The sequence below is a fragment of the Aquitalea sp. genome (assembly GCF_030150775.1).
GTDB classification, from domain to species: Bacteria; Pseudomonadota; Gammaproteobacteria; order Burkholderiales; family Chromobacteriaceae; genus Aquitalea; species Aquitalea denitrificans.
Window position 1 is genome coordinate 166,801 of record NZ_JASLFG010000034.1, and the last position, 19,712, is coordinate 186,512.

The window sequence follows — 19,712 nt, forward strand, 5'->3', positions numbered from 1 at the left end:
TAACCAGAAAATGACAATATTAGTCCACGGCCAATCAAGGCTGTAAATTAAGAAAAGCGCTACTTAAAAGTAGCGCTTTTTATGCCATTGATGCTCGAATCAGATTGCCAGATCTTCCAGGCTGAAACCTTCATCCAGCTGAGCTTGTACCCAAGCAGGCTTACGACCACGACCAGTCCAGGTCTGGGATTCATCATTCGGGTTCTTGTATTTGGCTTCTACCGGCTTGCGCACAGCAATCGTAGCTTTACTTAGTACATCATCCAGGCTGAGACCATAAGACTTGGCCAGCTCCAGGATCTGCTTCTTGGCATTGGCCTTTTCTTCAGTTTCGCGATGCTTGATTTCTGCCTGAACTGTATTAAGTAGTGCTTGCAGTTCAGCCAAGCTAAGATTCAAAAGTTCCATATGGGTATCCAGGTGTGGTAAAGGAATTGCGCTATGCAGTATGCGCTTTGATCGGGATTATACGTGTTGTTTTTGTATTGTAATATGTCTCCCATTCCTGCCGACTTGCATACGCTGGATACGCCGATGTTGTCAGAGCTGCCACAGAGCTACCAGAAGCCGGATAAAGTCACGATGCTGGGCAAGGTTACTGCCGTCATGTCGCTGCTGGTTGATATCGTGGGCGACAAACCGATCGGATTGCTAAAGCAAACCGACCTTGTGGCTTACTTCGAAGCAGTTCAGACACTGTGCTCGCAAGTGGCAGGATAAGGGCTGGCCGATGACGCTGACCACAGAAGGCGTGCAATACCTTGGCTCACGCCGCAACCCTGAGGGCGGGCAATGCGTAGTCAGGAGACAGTTCACAATACTCGAACATTGCATGCCCAGTTTCATTAACACCATTCCCGATCCGGGAAAAAGTGTTGGCAGCACAGCGTCAAGGAAGAACGATTTTAGGCATGGCAGAAATCTGAAATGCGCTTAAATCAGTCAGGGAAATACTCGACATGTGTCTCACCTTTGCGCCCGTAATAGCTAACGTGCCGGCCAGTAATCCAGACGGTATAGCTGATACACCCGGCGGCCTGCGATAGTTGTTTGAATTGTGGGTACATAAGGTCACCACGCTGTGCACCGAGAATTGCCTCCTTGATTGCCGGGCCTGAAAATTCAACTGCGATTTGGTTATTGGCAGGAGCCTGCTCAAGCGTGAGCGTTTCGCCACATGGCATGTAGTAGGTTACCCGGCCTGTTCGGTAGTCAACCACGTAGGATTCAACACCTGCGCTGACCAGATTTCCGACAACTTGGCCAAAGTGAATACGCCCTTCGTTTGATGCATTCAATGTTTCTTTGATGAGAGATTCGATTGCGTGTTCCATTTTGCTTTCCTGCTTGGTTTGAGGCTATCGGGTGGGGAGTTGTGTCAACTGGTGATGCTCAACCAGTTCTCTCATCAGTGTTGCTAGGGATTGGCGCTGGGTATCGCTCATATGGCTGAAGAAATGGGCATCGTTTTCGTCTGCGATAACTGCCAACTTCGGGACCATGGCTAGTCCGGACTCAGTCAGACATAGCACCTGCGCGCGCTGGCTATCTTTGGAAAGTTGTCGCTCTGCCAATCCCTTGGCTTCGAGCTTCGAAATCACCTTCGAGGCTGCTCCCTTGGTCATGCCAAGAGCACTAATCAGGTCTGCATGGGTGCTATCTGCGCGGCCATATAGGGAACGCATCGCCACCCACTCTGCCACTGAAATTTCGTGCTTTGCTAACAGATTTTCGAAACGGCTAGAGACTTGGTTCGACACAAAACGTAACCAGAAGCCAAGGTGAGATTCGAGTTCGCTAATTTTTGAGGTGTCAGTTTTTTTCATGATCAGGTTTCCATGGAAACTATTGGAATATAGTTTCCATGGAAACATAAATCAAGGGCTTTTTATCATTAGCTAAGAGCCAGCCATACATAAATGCCACGCATCTACTTCAAGCCACTGTCTTGGCTTCACTTGCCCATCTCTGGGGGAATTGCCCGGCGCGAATGGCCGGTGCAATGGCCTGCGTGCTGAAGCCGGCCAGTTGGTGGATGGCAAAGGGGTCGGCTGCAATCATCTGCTGTATTTCCGCCTCCTGCTCGCCGTATGCCAGGATGAATCCGCCCGTGCCGTTCAGCAGCGGGCCGGCAAAAAGGATGCGACCTTGGCAGATATTGTCGGCCAACCATATCTTGTGGTCTTCCAGTTGTGCCTGGACTTCCTGCTCCGGGCGCAGATAGTTGAGGGTAATGGCAAATAGCATGTTTGTTCTCCGGTATTGAAGGGGACTGCAGGGGATGTGACTTGCCGCGATATGCAGCATGTTGATACGGATATCTAGCTGGGTGAGGGGTTAGCGACTGGCTGCTCGGGCTGCCCGGTCCAGCAGGCTGGCGATGGTGGCCGGGTGGGAAATCATCGAAAGATGGCTGGATGGCACCGACCACACGGTGGCACCGATTTGCCCGGCCATGCGTAGCTGTACCGCAGGCGGCAAGGCCTGGTCTTGCGTGGTGTGCACATACCAGCTGGGCTTGTCGTGCCAGGCCGCATGTCCCACTTTGCCGCCAAAGCTGGCGCTGGCAATGGGCTGCTGCACGGCGGCCAACAGCCGCGCCTGTCTGAGAGGCACATCTGCAGCCATCACCTGGCGGAACCGGGCCGGCTGGTCCAGCCACAGCATGCCGTGCGCGTCGGCAGCCAGCCCTGCCATCGGGGCCTGCAGGCGGGTCAGCAACTCACTCACCGATTCATCGTTATCCGGCACCAGCGCGGACAGGTAGACCAGGCCTTTCACATTGGCAGCATTGCCCGCCTGGGTGATGACGGCTCCGGCCCAGGAGTGGCCAACCAGCAGCACATCTCCCGTCTGGCGCTGCAGTACCTGTTCGGTGGCGGCAACATCGTCCGCCAATGAAGTCAGCGGGTTTTGCACCGCCGTAACGTGATAGCCCAGCCGCTGCAGCCGGCTGATGACTGGAGCCCAACTGGAGCCATCAGCAAATGCGCCATGTACCAGCACGATATTGCGAATGGCAGGCGCGGCCTGGCCCGGCGTGCTGGCCAGCGTCAGCACCACACCGGCGAGGGCCAGCAGTTGCTGCTTCCAGTTGCGGGCTTGCCGTGCGCTGGCATTCTGGCTTGAAAATCTTGTTGAATCATTTGCTTGTGACATTTCTTTCATCCGGCGAATCAATGTCATGCAGTGTAGCCGGGTGGATACAGGCAAATAAGATGGCGAATCAGACATTGTTCATGCAAAATTCGCCAAACAGGTAAGGGGAAGATCATGCAGATCGCCATCGTGGCACTGGAAGGCAGTTTGTTATCCGCCATCAGCGGCCTGGCGGACATGTTCTGGATCTGCAATCAGGCCAGCCGCAATCCGCCACCGGGAGTGGTGACAGCCCTGGCAGGCAGTCCCGGCCCGCTGTTTCATACCCGGATTGTCAGTGCCGATGGCCAGCCGCTGCGCGACCCGCAAGGGCGGTGGATTCCGGTGGATGGCGCGTTTGATGCAGAAACAGCCTACGATGCCATCCTGATTGCCGGCATGGCACTGGGGCCTGACGGCCAGCCGCCGCATAGCGCGGCACACACACAGGCTGCCCGCTGGCTGTCATTCCGCCATCAGACTGGCGTGCTGATTGGCGGCGCCTGTGCCGGTACCTTTGTGCTGGGCGAAGCCGGTTTGCTCGACCGACGCCGTTGCACCACCACCTGGTGGTTACACCATGTGTTCAAGCAGCGCTTTCCGGCTGCCTGCCATGTATGGGGCAGCGCCCTGGAGGAGCAAGACGGCATCATTACCACCGGAGGGCCGCTGTCCTGGGTGGACCTGGCGCTGCATGTCATCCGCCGTCTGGCCGGCCCGGAGCTGGCCAGGCTGGCGGCGGACATTTCGGTGGCCGACAGCCTGCCCCTGCCGCAACTGCTGTATGCCCCGCGTGGCTTCGTCAACACGGCCAACCCGCTGCTGTTGCAGGCAGAGCAAATCATCCGCCATGCCCACCCCGGAATGACGGCGGAGGCGCTGGCCCAGGCCTTGCACCTGAGCGAGCGCACCTTGCACCGCCGCCTGAAGCAACTGACCGGTGAGTCACCCAAGGCCTTCATCACCCGTGTGCGTATCGAAACAGCCTGCGTGTTGCTGGCTACGCCGGGCATCAGCATCAAGCAGGTGGCAGGCCAGTGTGGTTATGGTGATGAAACCGCCTTCCGGCGCGCCTTCATTCAGGCTATGGGCCTCACCCCGGTGGATTACCGCCGCAGGATGCACAACCAACAGTCATGAAATCACATCTCTGGTGTTGCATGCCGGGGTGTGATTGCAATTTGTGCGGCTGGATGGACTGTTATCGTCTGATGGAAAATCGCAGTAAAACCAAGCTGTCGCAGACCGTTGTCCGGGACGGCTTGGCTGCATGGCGCAATCTGAAGTCATTGAGATGATTGAAATCCAATGAATGCGTTGTTGGCTTATTTGTCGGTTTGAGATTGCTTCGATTTGAACAAGACTTGGCTGGCAATCAAGGCAGAAGCGGCGGCAAACAACAGCCACCAGGCAGGCGAGCTCTTGCTGTGCGTCATTTCCACCAGCGCGGTGGACACCGCCGGGGTCAGTCCGCCAAAAATGGCAGTGGCCAGACTGAAGGCCAGCGAAAAGCCCACGGTGCGCACATATACCGGCATCACCTCGGTCAGCGCCGCCACCATCGCACCGTTATACATGCCAAAGAAGAAAGAGAACCACAGCAACACCGTCAGCAGCCGGATAAAACTGGGCGCAGCTGCCAGCCAGGCCATGGCCGGGTAGGCGGTCAGCAAGGCCAGCAGCGAAATGCCCAGCAGCAACGGTTTGCGGCCAATGCGGTCGGACAGCGCCCCGCCAACGGGCAGCCAGCAGAAATTGGACAGGCCCACGCACAGGGTGACAACCAGGCTGTCCTGCGCGCTCAGGTGCAGCACGCTCTTGCCAAAAGTCGGGGTGTAGACGGTGATGAAGTAAAACAGCGTGGTGGTAAGCGAAACCAGAAACATGCCGGCCACGATGGTGCGCCAGTGCAGGCCGATGGTGCCAAAGATTTCACGCAGGCTGGGGCGGTGCTTGCGCGCCAGAAAAGCATCGGTTTCCTGCAAGGAACCGCGCAGCAGGAAAATCAGCGGAATGATCAGGCAGCCGATGAAAAACGGCACGCGCCAGCCCCAGGCGGCAATCTGCTCTGGGCTCAGCCACAGCTGGATGCCATAGCCGATGGCTGCCGCCACCACGATGGCCACCTGCTGGCTGGCCGACTGCCAGCTGGTGTAAAAGCCCTTGTGACCTGGCGTGGCAATTTCAGCCAGATACACCGACACCCCGCCCAGTTCCACCCCGGCGGAAAAGCCCTGCAGCAAGCGGCCCAGCAGCACCAGCAAGGGCGCAGCCAGCCCGATCTGGCTGTAATCCGGCACAAAGGCAATCAGCACCGTGCCACAGGCCATGATGCCCAGCGTCACAATCAGCCCCTGACGGCGGCCGATGCGGTCCACATAACTGCCCAGCACGATGGCACCGAGCGGGCGCATCAGGAAACCGGCCCCGAAGACGGCAAAGGTCAGCATCAGCGAGGCAAACTCGCTGCTGGTGGGGAAAAATGCCTTGCTGATATAGCTGGCATAAAAACCGAACAGAAAGAAATCGAACTGTTCGAGAAAATTGCCACTGGTCACGCGCAGTACCGCGCCCAGTCGGGACTGGGCAGGGTGCTGGCTTGCTAGCGTTTGTTGCATGAGTACTCTCCTTTGTTGCATCTGTTGCGTTGTATTTATTGCTTTTCTGGATGTTTTACTGACCGACGGTCAGCGGAGTTGACGCTTTTCGATGGCCCACTTGAGCAAGGCCGCGCTGCGGAAAATGCCGTGGGCGAACTTGCCATAGGGCAGGGTGAGGAACAGTGCTATCACCACGCCCAGATGCACCGCCAGCAGGCTGCCCAGCACATGGCTGTGGCGGGCAAACGGCAACAGCAGGCCGCTGGCGCTGGTAAGCAGCAACAGGGCAATGAAGCCGCGGTCCATCGGGCGTTGCTGTACGTCGCCATGCTGCGGGTCGCGCTGCAGGTTCAGCCACAGCAGGCCGGCCGGGCCAATCAGCAGGCCGATACCACCCGCAATGCCCAGCAGCACCGGCAGGCTGTTCAGTGCATAGGGGGCTGGCAGACCCAGCAGATAGTGGTAGCCGGTTGCCACCAGCGTGGCGGCAAAGCAGGACAGGAAACCGTAGAAGGTGAAGTGGTGAAAACGCCGCCGCCACAGGGTGTAGGCATCGTCGGCGTTATTGCAGCCCTGGCCGTGGCCGCCATCCAGGTACTTCAGCGTGGCCACTGCATGACCGGCATCCAGCACCGCCGGTACATCCGGCGCTTGCGGGCTGATGTCACGCCAGAAGCGGCGCACACCCATGCCCAGCGCCAGTACGGCAAAGCCGAATACCGGGCCGAACAGCCCGGCCAACAGATGGTGCGGGAAGTAGTCGTAGAAATTGCCGCTGTTCACTGTCGGGGCCACTGCCTGCAACAGCAGCAGGAACAGCGCGAGGCCGGCAGCCAGTGCCAGCGCAACGGTCAGCCCTGCGTGGTGATACAGCCGCCCCAGCGCGCCCGGCCAGGCAAAGCGGGTATAGCTTTGCTGGCGCACCTGAGCCATGGCTTTGGGAATGTTGACAGCAAATTCATGCGGCGGTGCGTACTGGCAGGCATGCAGACAGGCGCCGCAGTTGTGGCAGAGATTGGCCAGGTAATGGATGTCGGCCTGGCCGAATTCCAGCCGCTGGGTCATGGCGGGAAACACCGCACAAAAGCCCTCGCAATAACGGCAGGCATTGCAGATTTGCAAATCGCGCGCCACTTCGGCCTCGGCCTTGTCCAGCAGGGAGCCCGGCTGGCCGGCAGCCAGTTGTTGCGCCTCGTCGATCAGGCGGGTGAGTTGTTGCATGTCAGATTCCTTGTGAAACAGCCTGAGCCGCCTGGGCGGCACGGCTGCCGGCAATACGGCCAAAAGCCGTGCCGATGGCCATGCCGATACCGGCCACATAACCCTTGCCCAGTACATTGCCGGCCATCATTTCACCGGCCACAAACAGGTTGGGGCTGGCGCGTCCGGCAAAGTGCACGGCGGCGTCGGCATTGGTTTTCAGGCCCAGATAGGTGAAGGTGATGCCGGGGCGCAGCGCGTAGCCGTAGTAAGGCGGGGTATCCAGCGGCAAGGCCCAGTGGCTTTTGGGTGGGGTGAGGCCGTCGGTGTGGCAGTTGTCCAGCACAGTGTGGTCAAACTGCCCGGCCTGACAGGCCGCGTTGTAGCGCTGGATGGTGTCGACAAAGCGCGCCTCGTCCAGCCCCAGCTCGCGCGCCAGTTCCGGCAGGGTATCGGCCTTGTTGCCGGGGAATACCGGCGGCATGAAGCGGCCAATGGCCTTGGAATCGATGATGGAATAGCCGATCTGCTCCGGCTGTTGTGCCACCAGCCGCCCCCAGATGGCATAGCGCTTGGGCCAGAAATCCTCGCCCTCGTCGTAAAAGCGCTCGGCATGGCGGTTGAGCATGATGCCCAGCGACACGCAGTCCACCCGGGTACAGATGCCGCCATCGTAAAGCGGTGCGCGGGCGTCAATGGCTACGCAGTGCGATTGCGACGGGTCGCCCACCATGTCGGCCCCGGCCTGCTGCATGAACTTGAGCAGCACGCCCTGATTGAAACGGGTACCACGGATGAGGAAGTTGTCCGCCGGCCAGTCTCCCTGCTCGTTCTGGCCCCAGGCACTGCGCAACCATTCGCGGTTGGACTCGAAACCGCCAGCAGCCAGTACACAGCTGCGTGCGGTGATGCGCTCGCCACCCGACAGATGGGCAGCAACAAAGCGGCCATCCTGCAATTCCAGCCGTTCAACCGCGCTGTCGTAGCGAATCACCACGCCCAGCTGTTCGGCACTGCGGTAGTAGGCATTCACCAGCGCCTTGCCGCCGCCCATGAAAAAGGCATTGGTGCGCGCCGTATGCAATGCGCCGGACAGCGAGGGCTGAAAGTGCACGCCGTGACGGCGCATCCAGTCGCGACAGCTGCCGCTGGCGCGAATCACCAGCCGGGCCAGCGCTTCGTCGGTCTGGCCGCCGGTGACGCGCAGCAGGTCCTGCCAGTATTCTTCTTCCGGATACGCATCTACCAGCACGTCTTGCGGGGCATCGTGCATGCAGCGCAGGTTGCGGGTGTGCTGCGAATTGCCGCCGCGCCAGGCGCGCGGGGCGGACTCCAGCAGCAGCACCGAGGCCCCGGCTTCGCGGGCCATCAGTGCGGCGCAGAGTGCGGCGTTGCCGCCGCCGATGATCAGAACATCAAACATGGGTACAGCCTCCCTGAGACAAGCGGAGACTGTAAAAAGCCCTCAGCCCGGCCGCCAGACCGGATCGGGCAACAGGTGTTTAGCGATTGTAAACAGTAGCTCCCGGCCACTGGCCGCTGCTGGCCAGTTCGCTGGCCACCTGTTGCAGCACCACGCGGGTTGCCAGTCCGGCCGGCGACAGCTCGTCATCGGACAGGCTCACCAGCAGGTTGGGGCGGCTGACGCTGTCGTCGATGATGTCAATCAGACGGAACTCTTCCGGTGGCAGGCGGGCAATGGCAGCACCGGGCTGGATGGTGGCGCCGTAACCGGCCCTTACTGCATCCATCAACAGCGACAGGCCGTCGATTTCCGCGTTGATGTTCAGCGCGTGCGCACCCTGGGTGCTGGCGTTGTTGAGCAGGGCGCGCAATCCATGCGGGCCACTGGGCATGATCAGCGGAATGTCGCCCAGCTCGGCCAGGCTGATGTGGTCCTGCGTGGGTGCTGCAGGCAGGTCGCGGCGGCAGATCAGGAACAGCTTTTCCTCCAGCAGCGGCAGCACGCTCCAGCGCCGCGTGCGCTCTTCTTGGAACAGCACGGCCAGATCCAGCTGGCGTGCGCCCAGCATGGTGGCCAGATTGCCGGACAGGTTTTCCACCAGATGCAGGCGGATGTCCGGGTAACGCTCGCGCATGGCCGCCATGAAGGGCAGGCCCAGCACGCCGGTGGTGCTGGGGGCCATGCCCACGCTGACATGGCCGGACAGCCGCGCCAGCTGGGCGGCGCGCATGGCGTCGTCGGCATGGCGGATCGCCAGCTGCGCCTGCCGCCAGAATGCCAGCCCGGCATCGGTGGGCAGCACGCCGCTGGAGGTGCGCTGCAACAGCCGGGTAGCCAGTTCTCCCTCCAGCCGGCTGATCTGCTGGCTCAGTGCCGAGGTACCCACCCCCAGTTCCAGCGCGGCGCGCCCCATGCTGCCCTGCGCCACCACGCTGACAAAATAGCGTAATTGCCGTAATTCCATTGTTCGTCCTATTGCTGCCCGTGTGGCTGTTTATCACGCAAGGCGCAGTCTACTGCCGAATCGGCGGCAGGCGTGAAAAGCCTATGTGTTGAGCTTGCAGATTATTGGCGAATACGCTCTCGCTTTCTGAACAGAAAGCGAGGCCCCCTTACAGGGTAAGGGCGGGGGGATAGGGAATAGACGGGAAGGCTGCGGAATCAATCAGTGTGTCGAAAGGCCCGGCTTTGCCGGGTCCGGTGAAATCGAAGCAAATCACCATGTCAGCAGCCTGGAGCCTCCGTGAGGAGGCCAGGCATGTGCTGACTGGAAAGAAAAAGCACACGGAGAGAGGCTAAGGCTCAGGCGGTGGCAGCCTTGCCGACAAAGCGGCTGCGGATGTCCTTGCGGTACAGCATCAGGGTGGCGGCCAGGCCGCAGGCTGCGGCCAGCATCATCCAGTAGCCGGGCGCAGCCTTGTCGCCGCTGGCGTCAATCAGCGCGGTGGATACCAGCGGGGTGAAGCCGCCAAAAATTGCCGTGGCCAGGCTGTAGGCCAGCGAAAAGCCCACGGTACGCACGTGACTGGGCATCAGCTCGGTCAGCGCCACCACGGTGGCACCGTTATAGCTGGCATACAGGAAGGACAACCACAGCTCCACCACCAGCATGTGGCCAAAGCTGGGAGAGGCCACCATCCAGGCCAGCGCCGGGTAGGCAGTGAGCATGGCCAGCAGGCTGAAACCCAGCATCAGCGGCCAGCGGCCAATGCGGTCGGACAGCGCGCCCATGATGGGCAGCCAGATGAAGTTGGACAGGCCGACAAAGAAGGTCACCAGCAGGCTGTCGTTTTCACTGAGCTTGAGTACGCTCTTGCCAAAAGTCGGCGTGTAGACCGTAATCAGGTAAAAGCTCACCGTGGTCATCACCACCAGCAGCATGCCTCCGGTGACCAGCTGCCAGTTTTGCGCAATGGAGCGCAGGACTTCGGCAAAGCTGGGGTGATGCTTGTGTGCCAGGAAGGCATCGGTTTCCTGCAGCGAACGACGGATGGCAAAGATGAAGGGAATGATCATACAGCCGATGAAAAACGGAATGCGCCATGCCCATTGGTCGATCTGGTGATTGTTGAAGGCCTGATGCAGCAGATAGCCCAGCACGGCGGCAAACATGATGGCCACTTGCTGGCTGGCCGACTGCCAGCTGACAAAGAAGCCCTTGCGGCCCGGTGTGGCCATTTCCGCCAGATAAACCGACACCCCGCCCAGTTCCACCCCGGCAGAGAAGCCTTGCAGCAGGCGGCCCAGCAGTACCAGTACGGGTGCGGCCAGGCCGATGCTGGCATAGCCTGGCACAAAGGCGATCAGGGCCGTGCCGCAGGCCATGATGGCCAGGGTGACAATCAGCCCCTTGCGGCGGCCGATGCGGTCGATATAGCTGCCCAGCACGATGGCACCGATGGGACGCGCCAGAAAACCGGCACCAAAAGTGGCAAAGGCGAGAATCAGCGAAGCATACAGGTTACCGCTGGGGAAAAAGGTTTTGGCAATATAGGTGGCGTAAAAGCCGTACAGGAAAAAGTCGAACATTTCCAGGAAGTTACCGCTGGTAACACGTAACACCATGGAAAGGTTTGACTGGCGTGGGCTGGCAGTGGTCATGTCGTCGTCCTTGTCATTGAGCGGAGGTGCTGACCGGTGTCATCCCGGTCTGGCGAATGCTTGCCGCAACCTGCGGCGAAGCAAGAAAGCGCAGCAACTGGCGGGCTGCTGCCTGATGTCCGCTGTCACGGCTGATGCCAGCGGAAAAGGTGGTGACTTGCTGTGCCTGTTCCGGCAGCAGGCCGACAATGTCGATGCCGGCAATCGGGATCAGCTCGCTCAGTTGCTGGAAGCCAAGTTCGGCTTCACCGCGTGCCACCACCTTGCCTACCGGTTCGGCGGGAATCATGTGGCTGCGGTCTTTGATCTGCCCGGCCACGCCCAGGCGGGAAAACAGCACGGTGGACAAAAACACGCCGCTGGCGCTGTCTGAGTAAGCAATGGAATGGCTGTTGAGCAGGGTCTGTTTCAATGCGGCCAGCGTGCTGATGTCCGGCTGCGGGCTGCCGTGCTTTACCGCCAGCGCAATGCGCGATGCAGCCAGCGGGGTATTGCTGTCCGCCACCACCCGGCCTTGGGCTTGCAACTGGTCCAGTGCGCTGCCCACCATCACCAGCACGTCGATTTTTTCACCGCGCGCCAGGCGCTGCGGAATGGCCTGCGGGGTGTCGCCCATGGACGGGCCCCATTCCAGTTTCAGCTGATGGCCGGTTTCCTGTTCGAATCTGGGTGCCAGCAGCTTCAATGCCGCGGCAAAACCGCCGGAACTGACCACGGTCAGTTGATCTGCCATTGCCTGGGTGCAGGCAAACGCCAGCAGCAGCGCGGCCAGGCCGCAGCCTGGCTTCCATTTCATTGCCATGAAGATCTCCTCTTGTTGTGTATGTGTTGTGCTGAAATAATGCACAAGATGCAATAAATGTTTAATTGCTTTTATTTCATGGATTAATCGATGGCGCGCATCAATCTGGAACTCAATGAATTGCAGGCATTTCTGGCGGTGGCGGAGAAGTCCAGTTTCAAAGCCGCAGCCGAGGCCTTGTACCTGTCGCAACCGGCCTTGAGCCGACGCATCGAAAAACTGGAGCAGTCCCTGCAGGTACGCTTGCTGGAGCGCACCACGCGCAGCGTGCGGCTGACCGAGGAGGGCGCGCATTTTCTGTTGCATGCGCAGAATGTGGTGGACGAACTGGAACAGGCCATGCGCGGCCTGGGTGAGCGGGCAGAACGGCGCAGCGGCTTGGTGTCGATTGCCAGCATTCCGTCGGTGGCGCAGCACCTGTTACCCGCCGCGCTGGCCGAGCTGGCTGCCAGCTACCCGGCGCTGTGCCTGCGGGTATTTGATGAGGGCGCACAAGAGGTGCTGGAGCAGGTATTGGCAGGGCATGCCGACTTCGGCATCAACTTCATTGGTGCCGAGGACCCCAATATCGACTTTGAGCCATTGCTGACCGAGCGCTATGTCGCCGTGATGCCGCACGGTCACCCGCTAGGAGGGCGTACCACACTTGAATGGAGAGATTTAGTGGGCGAGCGGCTGATTGGCGTGTCTCAGCTCAGCGGCAACCGCCTGCTGCTGGATCATCATCTGGCCAGCCTGCCCGAGCGGCCCCGAGTCCACTATGAAGCCGGTCACTTGCACGGAGCCTACGGAATGGCCATGGCCGGTCTTGGCGTGATGATCGTGCCCGAACTCTCTTTGACACCAGCTTATATGCATAAACTGGTCGGCATCACGCTGGAAGATCCACAAATATCGAGAACAATTGGTCTTATCACTCGATCCGGGTATAAACCCAATCCAGCAGTGGTGAAGTTAATCGAACTGGTCCGGGGACAGTTCAAAAAATATTGCCAGTCCAAACGACTATCAGCTTAGCGCTAGTAACCGGTCGGCGATTGAGCAGTATAACGCTGCGATTTGAGAGACTTTTCTCAGATATCCGCTTCGGCAGTTTGGCCTAAGCAGACGGTAACTCGAACCTGGGCCAGCGCCGCTGCAAGCCACACGTCGGACGATTGAGGCTGTGCTGTTTCAAAAGCTCGCCGGTGGAAACGTTGGCAAGGCCAATCGCATCTGCCAGGTACACTTGATCGCAACCACTACTGGATACCATGTGGGTTGGCCGGCAGGGTAATATTTATCGGCCTGTTCGACAGTGGTAGCCGTGCGTGGATCAAATGGACTGCCCAGTAGCTGAGACCTCTGGTACCACCGTCTTTCTCTCTCAAGGGCGTGCGCTGCCCCCGGTGGCAAGTTGCGACATGATTTGGTACGCCACATTCACCCGTTCAGCCAGCGGGGTGTTCTTGTTGGCCAGCATCACAATACCCACGCGCTTGGCGGGTATAAACGCTACGTACGCGCCAAAACCGTTAGTCGAACCTGTCTTGTTAATCCAGACATCTGCACGCGGTGCCAGAGGTGGCTTGATCTCGGTCGCCGGTATTGCTTCTACCATGCGCGACCCGTTTCCTTCTAGCAGCGTAGGTAAAGCGACGGGATACGGATACTGTTCCCAGATCAGGTCCTGAGTCATTGGCCCGACCCGGAAGTAAGCAGTATGCGTCTCGTCAATCGCACGCTGAAGCTTTTCGTCCAGTGAGATCGCATGCATATTGGCATTTACGAAGCGCAGCAGATCCGCTGCCGTGCTCTTGACACCGTAAGCTTCGGCCGACAACACCCCATCCCTCATGCGGATCGGCACACCGGTCTTGCTATAGCCTTGCGCATAATCAGCCATTTTGGCAGCCGGAACATTGATATAACTGTTGTTCATCCCCAGTGCCGGAAACAGCTTCTGCTCGATCAGCGCAGTAAAATCCTGCTTCATGCTTTTTGCCGTGATCCAACCGAGCGTGCCGATGCCGGGGTTGGCATAGGTACGGTAGGTGCCAGGGGTATAAGTCGGTTGCCACGCCTTGAAATAATTCAGTAATTGCACGTCATTATGAATGTTGTCCGGCACCTGTAATGGCAAGCCGCCAGGCGTGTGCGTCCCCAAATTGAGCAGGCTTACTTCACCGAATGGATGCCCCCTTAGCGACGGCAAATACTTGCCAGTTTTGTCCTGCAGTGAGAGGTAGCCCCTCACTTGTGCATAAGAGGCCAGCGTGGCGGTGAACGTCTTGCTCACTGAGCCAATCTCGAACAATGTGTCGTGCGTGACTGGCTGGCGCGTTTCCAGCGATGCCACGCCATAGTTGTATATGTAGGTCTTCCCCGTGACTGTGACCCCAACGGTCATGCCGGGAATGCCGTCTTTGGCCATCAAGGTGTGGATCGCTTTGTCCACTAAACCTTTGATTCTATCTTGCGGCATATCGGACGCCTGACTGACGGTGGCGCTCGCACAGAACACTGCACAGACCACTGCGGCGAAGCGCCTGATGCTGGATTTCATGACTTTATTCCTTGCGTCTTGTTTGTGGGAGGCCACCCCGACTCATTAGCCTTGTTTATGTATTGATTGCGCCAAGGATTTTCATGTCTTGCCGTATCAACCACAAGCGAGGAAAATTTGTATTAGACAATAGAAATTCTTATACATAAGCCCAATGCGCCCACATTTACCGTTAAATGCTCTCCGGGCATTCGAGGCCTCGGCCCGGCACCTGAGCTTCACCCGAGCCGGGCTGGAATTGAAGGTTACCCAAGCAGCCGTCAGCCAGCAGGTACGAATGCTGGAAGACTGGCTTGGCACCCCGCTATTCAAGCGCCTGCCGCGCGGCTTGGGACTGACGGACGAAGCCAGGGCGATCCTGCCGGTGCTGAGCGATGCGTTCAACCGTATCGAAGCGGTACTCAAGCAATGTGAAGGTGGTCATATGAGCGAGGTGCTGACCATAGGCGTGGTCGGCACCTTCGCCGTTGGCTGGCTGATGCCTAGGCTAAAACTATTTCGCGATGCTCATCCCTTTGTGGATCTGCGGCTGCTCACCAATAACAATCTGGTCGACCATGCCGCCGAAGGGCTGGATTTTGCAATTCGCTTCGGTGAAGGAGGTTGGCCAAGCACCGAGAATGCTTTGTTGTTCGATGCTCCGCTCTCGGTGCTCTGCTCCCCGGAGATTGCCAGGCGGCTTGCCGTGCCGGCCGATTTGACCAGAGAAACCTTACTGCGCTCCTACCGTACCGAAGAATGGATGCAATGGTTCGAAGTAGCACGATTGGAACCATGGACCATCAGTGGCCCGATCTTCGACTCCTCGCGCTTGATGGTAGAAGCAGCGATGCAAGGGGCAGGTATCGCGCTGGCTCCAGCACGGATGTTCCAGCGTGAGCTGCAGTCGGGTGTGCTGGCGCGACCTTTTGAATTGGAAGTACGCACCGGCAGCTACTGGCTTACTTGGTTGAAATCACGCAGCCTGTCGCCGGCCATGCAGATGTTCCACGACTGGCTTTTGCATGAGGCCGCCTGCCCATCCGGCTAGCCGGGAGGCGAAATTATGTGTATAGCCGTGGTTTTCATTGTTGAACACCTGCTGATCAATGGCCAGTGTCCGGTCATCGGCTTTGACCACCCACAGGATCAGATCCAGTTCCGGGAGTAGCCGCTGATACCGCTCGGTGTATTCCTGATCCCTGCCGATAATTTCACCAACGCCCGGTACGTCAATCAGGGCAATGCCTTTCCCATTTTTATACGCCAGGGTGTATTCCTGCGGGTAGGATCAAACCGATATTCAGCATCAAGGTGATGTACCAGTATTTGTTTGTCTGGAGCGCAGTTGTCACTTTTTGAACCAGGGTGAACTCGCTGCTGGACATGTCACCAGCCACCATGGCTCGCAGCAGAAAACCCAACGGGAGTGATAGGTGGCTGAAAAAATCTTGATTACATTCTCATCCAGGTTGGCGGTAGTTCGGCCTTAGCGGCCGGACGATCTACCCCTGCTCTGATTCGCCTTAAAAAAAGCTGTGTTTTGATCAAAAGGCAGGCAAAAGTCTATTAAATCAGCTTGTTCTGGTTGGCTGAAACAGCTTTCCAACAGAGTTGACCCTTTGCGGCAATTGGGCTCCTGCAACCTGGCTGGTGAGATGTCAGGGCCGGGTAAACACGAGGCCTAGGGGCGCTAGATTTAAACGTCATTATTCTTCAGGAATGGCTATACCTTATTAAGGTTAAGCATTGTCGATTGCCTGGAAATCATGTGCAGGCAAAACACCGGCGGTGTGGGAAAGGTAAGTTCAATTGTCCAGATGACTACTGAAAGTAGATCATGCGCAAAAAAATAAGCAGCAAAGCACTGCAGACTTTGTCTATCAGTCGGGCCGTTGTATTGATTGTCATCATGCTGGGCGGAATCCAATTAGCGTGGATTGCCGAGTTGCTGGCCGCCTCCTGGGCTAATTATCAACAGGCCGAGCAGGTGATGCAGTTGAACAATGTCAGCAGGCAATTATTCATGACTGCCGACCTGTTGCGGCGTGAGTCCATTCAGGCTCGCCTCATGCTGAACCGCAGCATGGCACCTGATGATGCGGAACGCACCACCTTGTTGCGTTTGCAGCAGGGAGCGGATTTCTGGACCGGGCAAGTTTTGCAGTCATTCCAGAGACTGCCGGATGACCGCCATTATGGTGTGCAATTTTCAGGGCAATTGCAGAATTTCGAACGGTTGCGTAAGGAAGTGAATACCCGGCTGAACAAGTCTTTCGTTCGCGACGAGACACTGAGCTACGCGCTGGAGCTGGCGATACGCAATGTTCAGAGCACGCTGAGCACCATGATGGTGGAAATCGGCAACCGTATCGACCTCAGCGGTAACGCAGACATCAATCAGCTGGATACGATCAAGCAAGATGGTTGGTTGGTGGCACGCAGCCTGCGTGCTGCCGCGATGGGGCTGGTGCTGCGGGCGGAACTCAATGCCATGCTGAGCGAAACCGAGGAAGACGATCTGCGCGCCCGGCTGGAGCTGTCCGGCGTGTTGCTGGAAAAGCTGCGAGCAGATGCCCGTTATGTCAATGATCCACGCCTTACACAGCGCCTGCAGCAGTTTTCTGCACTCGCGTTGCAACTGAACATTCAGACCAAGCAGCAAACTCAGATTCTACGGGAGCATGGCAATAACCCCCTGGCAATGAACCAGCTGCAAAGGCAGTTGGCGCAAACGCAGGATACGGCACGCGACACATTCATGCTCTTGATGGACATGACTGAGGTACATATCCAGCAGAACCGACAGCACTATCGCCGTCTGTTACTGCGCGATAGCCTGCTGGGCATTTTCTTGCTGGCGCTAGGCGTGGCCCTGTTGTACTTCATGGTGCGCAAGGTGCTGCAGCCGCTCAATCAGCAGCAGCGCATGCTGGATGCTACCGACGATGCCATCATGACCATTACCGACCAAGGGGTGATCCAGCATGCAGCGGCTGGTGCCGAACGCATGTTTGCCTACGCGGAAGGGGGGCTTGTCGGCTTGCCGATTGCACAACTGCTGCGCATGGAGGGTGACTTGGACCAGGTCATGCAGCTTGCCGAGGGGGAGGTGGGGATCAATTTGCAGGGTTTGGGCATGGAGAGTGGCGGGCGCTGTTTTTTTGCCGGACTGACCCTGACACGATTTCAGGACAGAGCGGCCCATACGCTGTATTTGCTGATTGTCAGGGATGAGCACGAGCGCAGGCTGGCCGAGCGCTCGCTGGAACGCAACCTGGACATGCTGTCTGCTATCTCCCATGTGGAAAACCTGATGTTGTGTCGCTGGCCGCGCGAGCAGGTCATGTGCCGTCTGCTGGACGAATTCAAGCGTTTTGCGCTAGCCGCGGACGGTTTCTTGCTGGCGCTGCTCAATAACAGTAATGGATCTCTCAATATCAATTTACAGGCAGGGCAATGGCCGGAAAATTTTCCATCACTCGACAACATCAGAAAGGAGCTGGATCCTGTCAGCTATCTGATGTCAGTCTTGGCTAACGAGCCTGCGTGGATCAGTTTGCCGGTAGAGCAGGATGAGCAGATTCACGCCCTCATCTGTTTGCGCGGTACCGACCCGCAACTGGTCAATAAGGATATCCATCCCCTGGTTAGTTCCTGTGCCAGTATTCTGGGTTTCTATGACGAGGAAGATCGCCGCCTTAATTCGGAAGCGCAGTTGCGAGCCGTATTGCAGGAGGAAGAGGCAATATATTCTGCTTCGCCGGTGGGGTTGTTGCGACTGAATGCCAGCATGCAGATTATTCGTGCCAACCCGATGGCTGAGGCAATCTTCCATAACGGCAAAGAACCATTGCCAGGGCGCCATCTGATGGAACTGGTGCTGTCTGACGAGGGCTGGTTTGAACTGACCTCCCAGCTGAATGCCATGGTGCAAAACCAGACCAAGGTCGGCTGTGAGATTGAGTGCAAGACGAACACGGGCGCGTCGATATGGGTTTTGTTTGAAGGGATGACTTTATTTGCCGATCAACCCCAGCTGGGGGCGATTCTGGCATGTATCGATATTTCCGAGCGAAAACAAGCCGAGCGTGAATTGCTGGAAGCCCGTGATCAGGCCAACTCGGCCAATAAGGCCAAGAGCGCCTTTCTGGCTACCATGAGCCATGAAATCCGCACGCCGATGAATGGTGTGCTGGGCATGCTTGAGCTGCTGGCCATGACACCGCTTGATGAGGAGCAGAAGGACTCGGTGGATACGATTCAGGAGTCGGCCCGCACTCTGCTAAGGCTGATCGACGATATCTTGGATTTTTCCAAGATCGAGGCCGACAAGCTTGAGGTGGTGATGACGCCGACTGCGCTGCGACCGATGCTGGAGCAGGTGCATACCCTGTATTCGCAGGCGGCGGAGCGCAAAGGGCTGAAGTTTTTACTTGAAATCGATCCGCGGGTAGCCGCTGCGGTGGTGATCGACCCCCTGCGCGTACGACAGATTTTGCAGAACTTCGTCAGCAATGCCGTGAAGTTTACTGCACACGGCCAGATTGCATTGCGCGTGCTGCTGCTGGAGGAAGAAGGCCGTTCGCAAACCTTGCGTTTTGAAGTGCAAGACAGTGGTATCGGCATCAGTGCCGAGGGCCTGTCCAAGCTGTTTCAACCATTCACCCAGGCAGAATCCGATACGTCACGTCGTTTTGGAGGTACCGGGTTGGGGCTGACCATCTGTCGCCGTCTGGCCAAGCTGATGGGGGGAGAGGTGACGCTGGAGAGTGGGGTCGGGCATGGCAGCTGTGCCTCACTGTTGCTGGTGGTGGTCGTGGCAGATGCTCATGAACTGGAAGAACCGGCGCAACAGCTAACCCCTGCTTCTGGCGGTTTGCTAGGTAATCAAGACCAGGCTCTGCCGCCCATCCTTTTTGCTGAAGATAATCCTACCAATCGCAAGCTGGCGACCAGGCAACTGGAAAAACTAGGCTATCGGGTGGAACTGGCCGAAGACGGCGCAGAGGCCTACGCCAAATGGCAAAACGGCAACTACAGCTTGCTATTGACCGATTGCCAGATGCCGAATACCGATGGCTACCAACTGGCACGGCTGATCCGTAATTACGAGGCAGAACACCCATCCAGACCGCCCACCATCATCATTGCCTGCACCGCAAATGCCGGTGTGGAAGAACAGGAAAAAACCAGTTCAGTCGGCATGAATGACTTTCTTACCAAGCCGCTATCTATTGCTGCCTTGTCGACCATGCTGAGCAAATACTTGGGGCATGAACAACAACTTGTTGAGCAAAATGGCTTGTAGCGACAGTGTATCTCTCAGGCCGTAATTTGAGGGATTCCATCTTGTACCTATTCGAAAGTTGTTGCCCTTGG

General features: G+C 57.9%; 17 protein-coding genes. 5 read left to right on the forward strand and 12 right to left on the reverse strand.

The features are described from left to right. Positions 1–99 precede the first annotated feature (99 nt). Entirely contained in the window at positions 100–408 is a 309-nt protein-coding gene (locus tag QVF59_RS11695) for an H-NS histone family protein (protein WP_287880027.1), read from the reverse strand. A gap of 84 nt (positions 409–492) precedes the next feature. On the opposite strand from QVF59_RS11695, the gene QVF59_RS11700 reads away from it, so the two are divergent. Continuing rightward, complete coding sequence (locus QVF59_RS11700) at positions 493–720, forward strand: hypothetical protein (protein ID WP_159877510.1); 228 nt, start codon at positions 493–495, stop codon at positions 718–720. Positions 721–938: 218 nt separating this feature from the next. On the opposite strand, the gene QVF59_RS11705 is transcribed toward QVF59_RS11700, so the two are convergent. From QVF59_RS11705 to QVF59_RS11720, 4 genes are all read right to left on the reverse strand, one after another. Next, on the reverse strand, positions 939–1,334 hold the full coding sequence (locus QVF59_RS11705) for a DUF1398 family protein (RefSeq protein WP_159877508.1): 396 nt from the start codon (positions 1,332–1,334) through the stop codon (positions 939–941). Between the two features lie 24 nt (positions 1,335–1,358). After that, positions 1,359–1,826, reverse strand: a complete 468-nt coding sequence (locus QVF59_RS11710) for a MarR family winged helix-turn-helix transcriptional regulator (protein ID WP_287880031.1) — start codon at positions 1,824–1,826, stop codon at positions 1,359–1,361. Between the two features lie 109 nt (positions 1,827–1,935). Next, positions 1,936–2,247 (reverse strand): YciI family protein, encoded by a 312-nt coding sequence (locus QVF59_RS11715; protein ID WP_287880034.1) that lies wholly within the window; start codon positions 2,245–2,247, stop codon positions 1,936–1,938. Between the two features lie 90 nt (positions 2,248–2,337). Continuing rightward, entirely contained in the window at positions 2,338–3,159 is an 822-nt protein-coding gene (locus QVF59_RS11720; protein ID WP_287880037.1) for an alpha/beta fold hydrolase, read from the reverse strand. Positions 3,160–3,273: 114 nt separating this feature from the next. On the opposite strand from QVF59_RS11720, the gene QVF59_RS11725 reads away from it, so the two are divergent. Next, on the forward strand, positions 3,274–4,278 hold the full coding sequence (locus tag QVF59_RS11725) for a GlxA family transcriptional regulator (RefSeq protein ID WP_287880039.1): 1,005 nt from the start codon (positions 3,274–3,276) through the stop codon (positions 4,276–4,278). Positions 4,279–4,463: 185 nt separating this feature from the next. Here QVF59_RS11725 and QVF59_RS11730 read toward each other — a convergent pair whose 3' ends face one another. The 6 genes from QVF59_RS11730 to QVF59_RS11755 all read right to left on the reverse strand — a co-directional run bounded on the left by QVF59_RS11730 (position 4,464) and on the right by QVF59_RS11755 (position 11,806). Further along, positions 4,464–5,756, reverse strand: coding sequence for an MFS transporter (locus tag QVF59_RS11730; protein WP_287880041.1), 1,293 nt, complete (start codon positions 5,754–5,756; stop codon positions 4,464–4,466). 69 nt (positions 5,757–5,825) lie between these two features. Continuing rightward, positions 5,826–6,959, reverse strand: a complete 1,134-nt coding sequence (gene tcuB, locus QVF59_RS11735; RefSeq protein WP_287880043.1) for a tricarballylate utilization 4Fe-4S protein TcuB — start codon at positions 6,957–6,959, stop codon at positions 5,826–5,828. A gap of 1 nt (position 6,960) precedes the next feature. Beyond that, positions 6,961–8,361 carry an FAD-dependent tricarballylate dehydrogenase TcuA gene (gene tcuA / locus QVF59_RS11740; RefSeq protein WP_287880046.1) on the reverse strand — a complete coding sequence of 467 codons (1,401 nt, stop codon included), beginning with the start codon at positions 8,359–8,361 and terminating at the stop codon, positions 6,961–6,963. Between the two features lie 79 nt (positions 8,362–8,440). Then, a complete protein-coding gene (locus QVF59_RS11745) occupies positions 8,441–9,367 on the reverse strand; it encodes a LysR family transcriptional regulator (protein WP_287880049.1) in 927 nt (308 codons plus the stop codon). Positions 9,368–9,705: 338 nt separating this feature from the next. Then, positions 9,706–11,004, reverse strand: coding sequence for an MFS transporter (locus QVF59_RS11750; RefSeq protein WP_287880052.1), 1,299 nt, complete (start codon positions 11,002–11,004; stop codon positions 9,706–9,708). A gap of 13 nt (positions 11,005–11,017) precedes the next feature. Next, positions 11,018–11,806: a substrate-binding domain-containing protein gene (locus QVF59_RS11755; RefSeq protein WP_287880055.1), complete on the reverse strand. Its 789-nt coding sequence runs from the start codon at positions 11,804–11,806 to the stop codon at positions 11,018–11,020. 90 nt (positions 11,807–11,896) lie between these two features. On the opposite strand from QVF59_RS11755, the gene QVF59_RS11760 reads away from it, so the two are divergent. Further along, entirely contained in the window at positions 11,897–12,823 is a 927-nt protein-coding gene (locus QVF59_RS11760) for a LysR family transcriptional regulator (RefSeq protein ID WP_287880057.1), read from the forward strand. 349 nt (positions 12,824–13,172) lie between these two features. Here QVF59_RS11760 and ampC read toward each other — a convergent pair whose 3' ends face one another. Beyond that, positions 13,173–14,351 carry a class C beta-lactamase gene (ampC, locus tag QVF59_RS11765; protein WP_287880060.1) on the reverse strand — a complete coding sequence of 393 codons (1,179 nt, stop codon included), beginning with the start codon at positions 14,349–14,351 and terminating at the stop codon, positions 13,173–13,175. A 154-nt stretch (positions 14,352–14,505) separates the two neighbouring features. On the opposite strand from ampC, the gene QVF59_RS11770 reads away from it, so the two are divergent. Then, the gene (locus QVF59_RS11770) at positions 14,506–15,381 is read left to right on the forward strand and encodes a LysR family transcriptional regulator (protein ID WP_287880062.1); all 876 of its coding nucleotides are present in this window, start codon (positions 14,506–14,508) and stop codon (positions 15,379–15,381) included. A gap of 861 nt (positions 15,382–16,242) precedes the next feature. Then, entirely contained in the window at positions 16,243–19,641 is a 3,399-nt protein-coding gene (locus QVF59_RS11775; RefSeq protein ID WP_287880064.1) for an ATP-binding protein, read from the forward strand. The last annotated feature ends 71 nt before the right edge of the window (positions 19,642–19,712 follow it).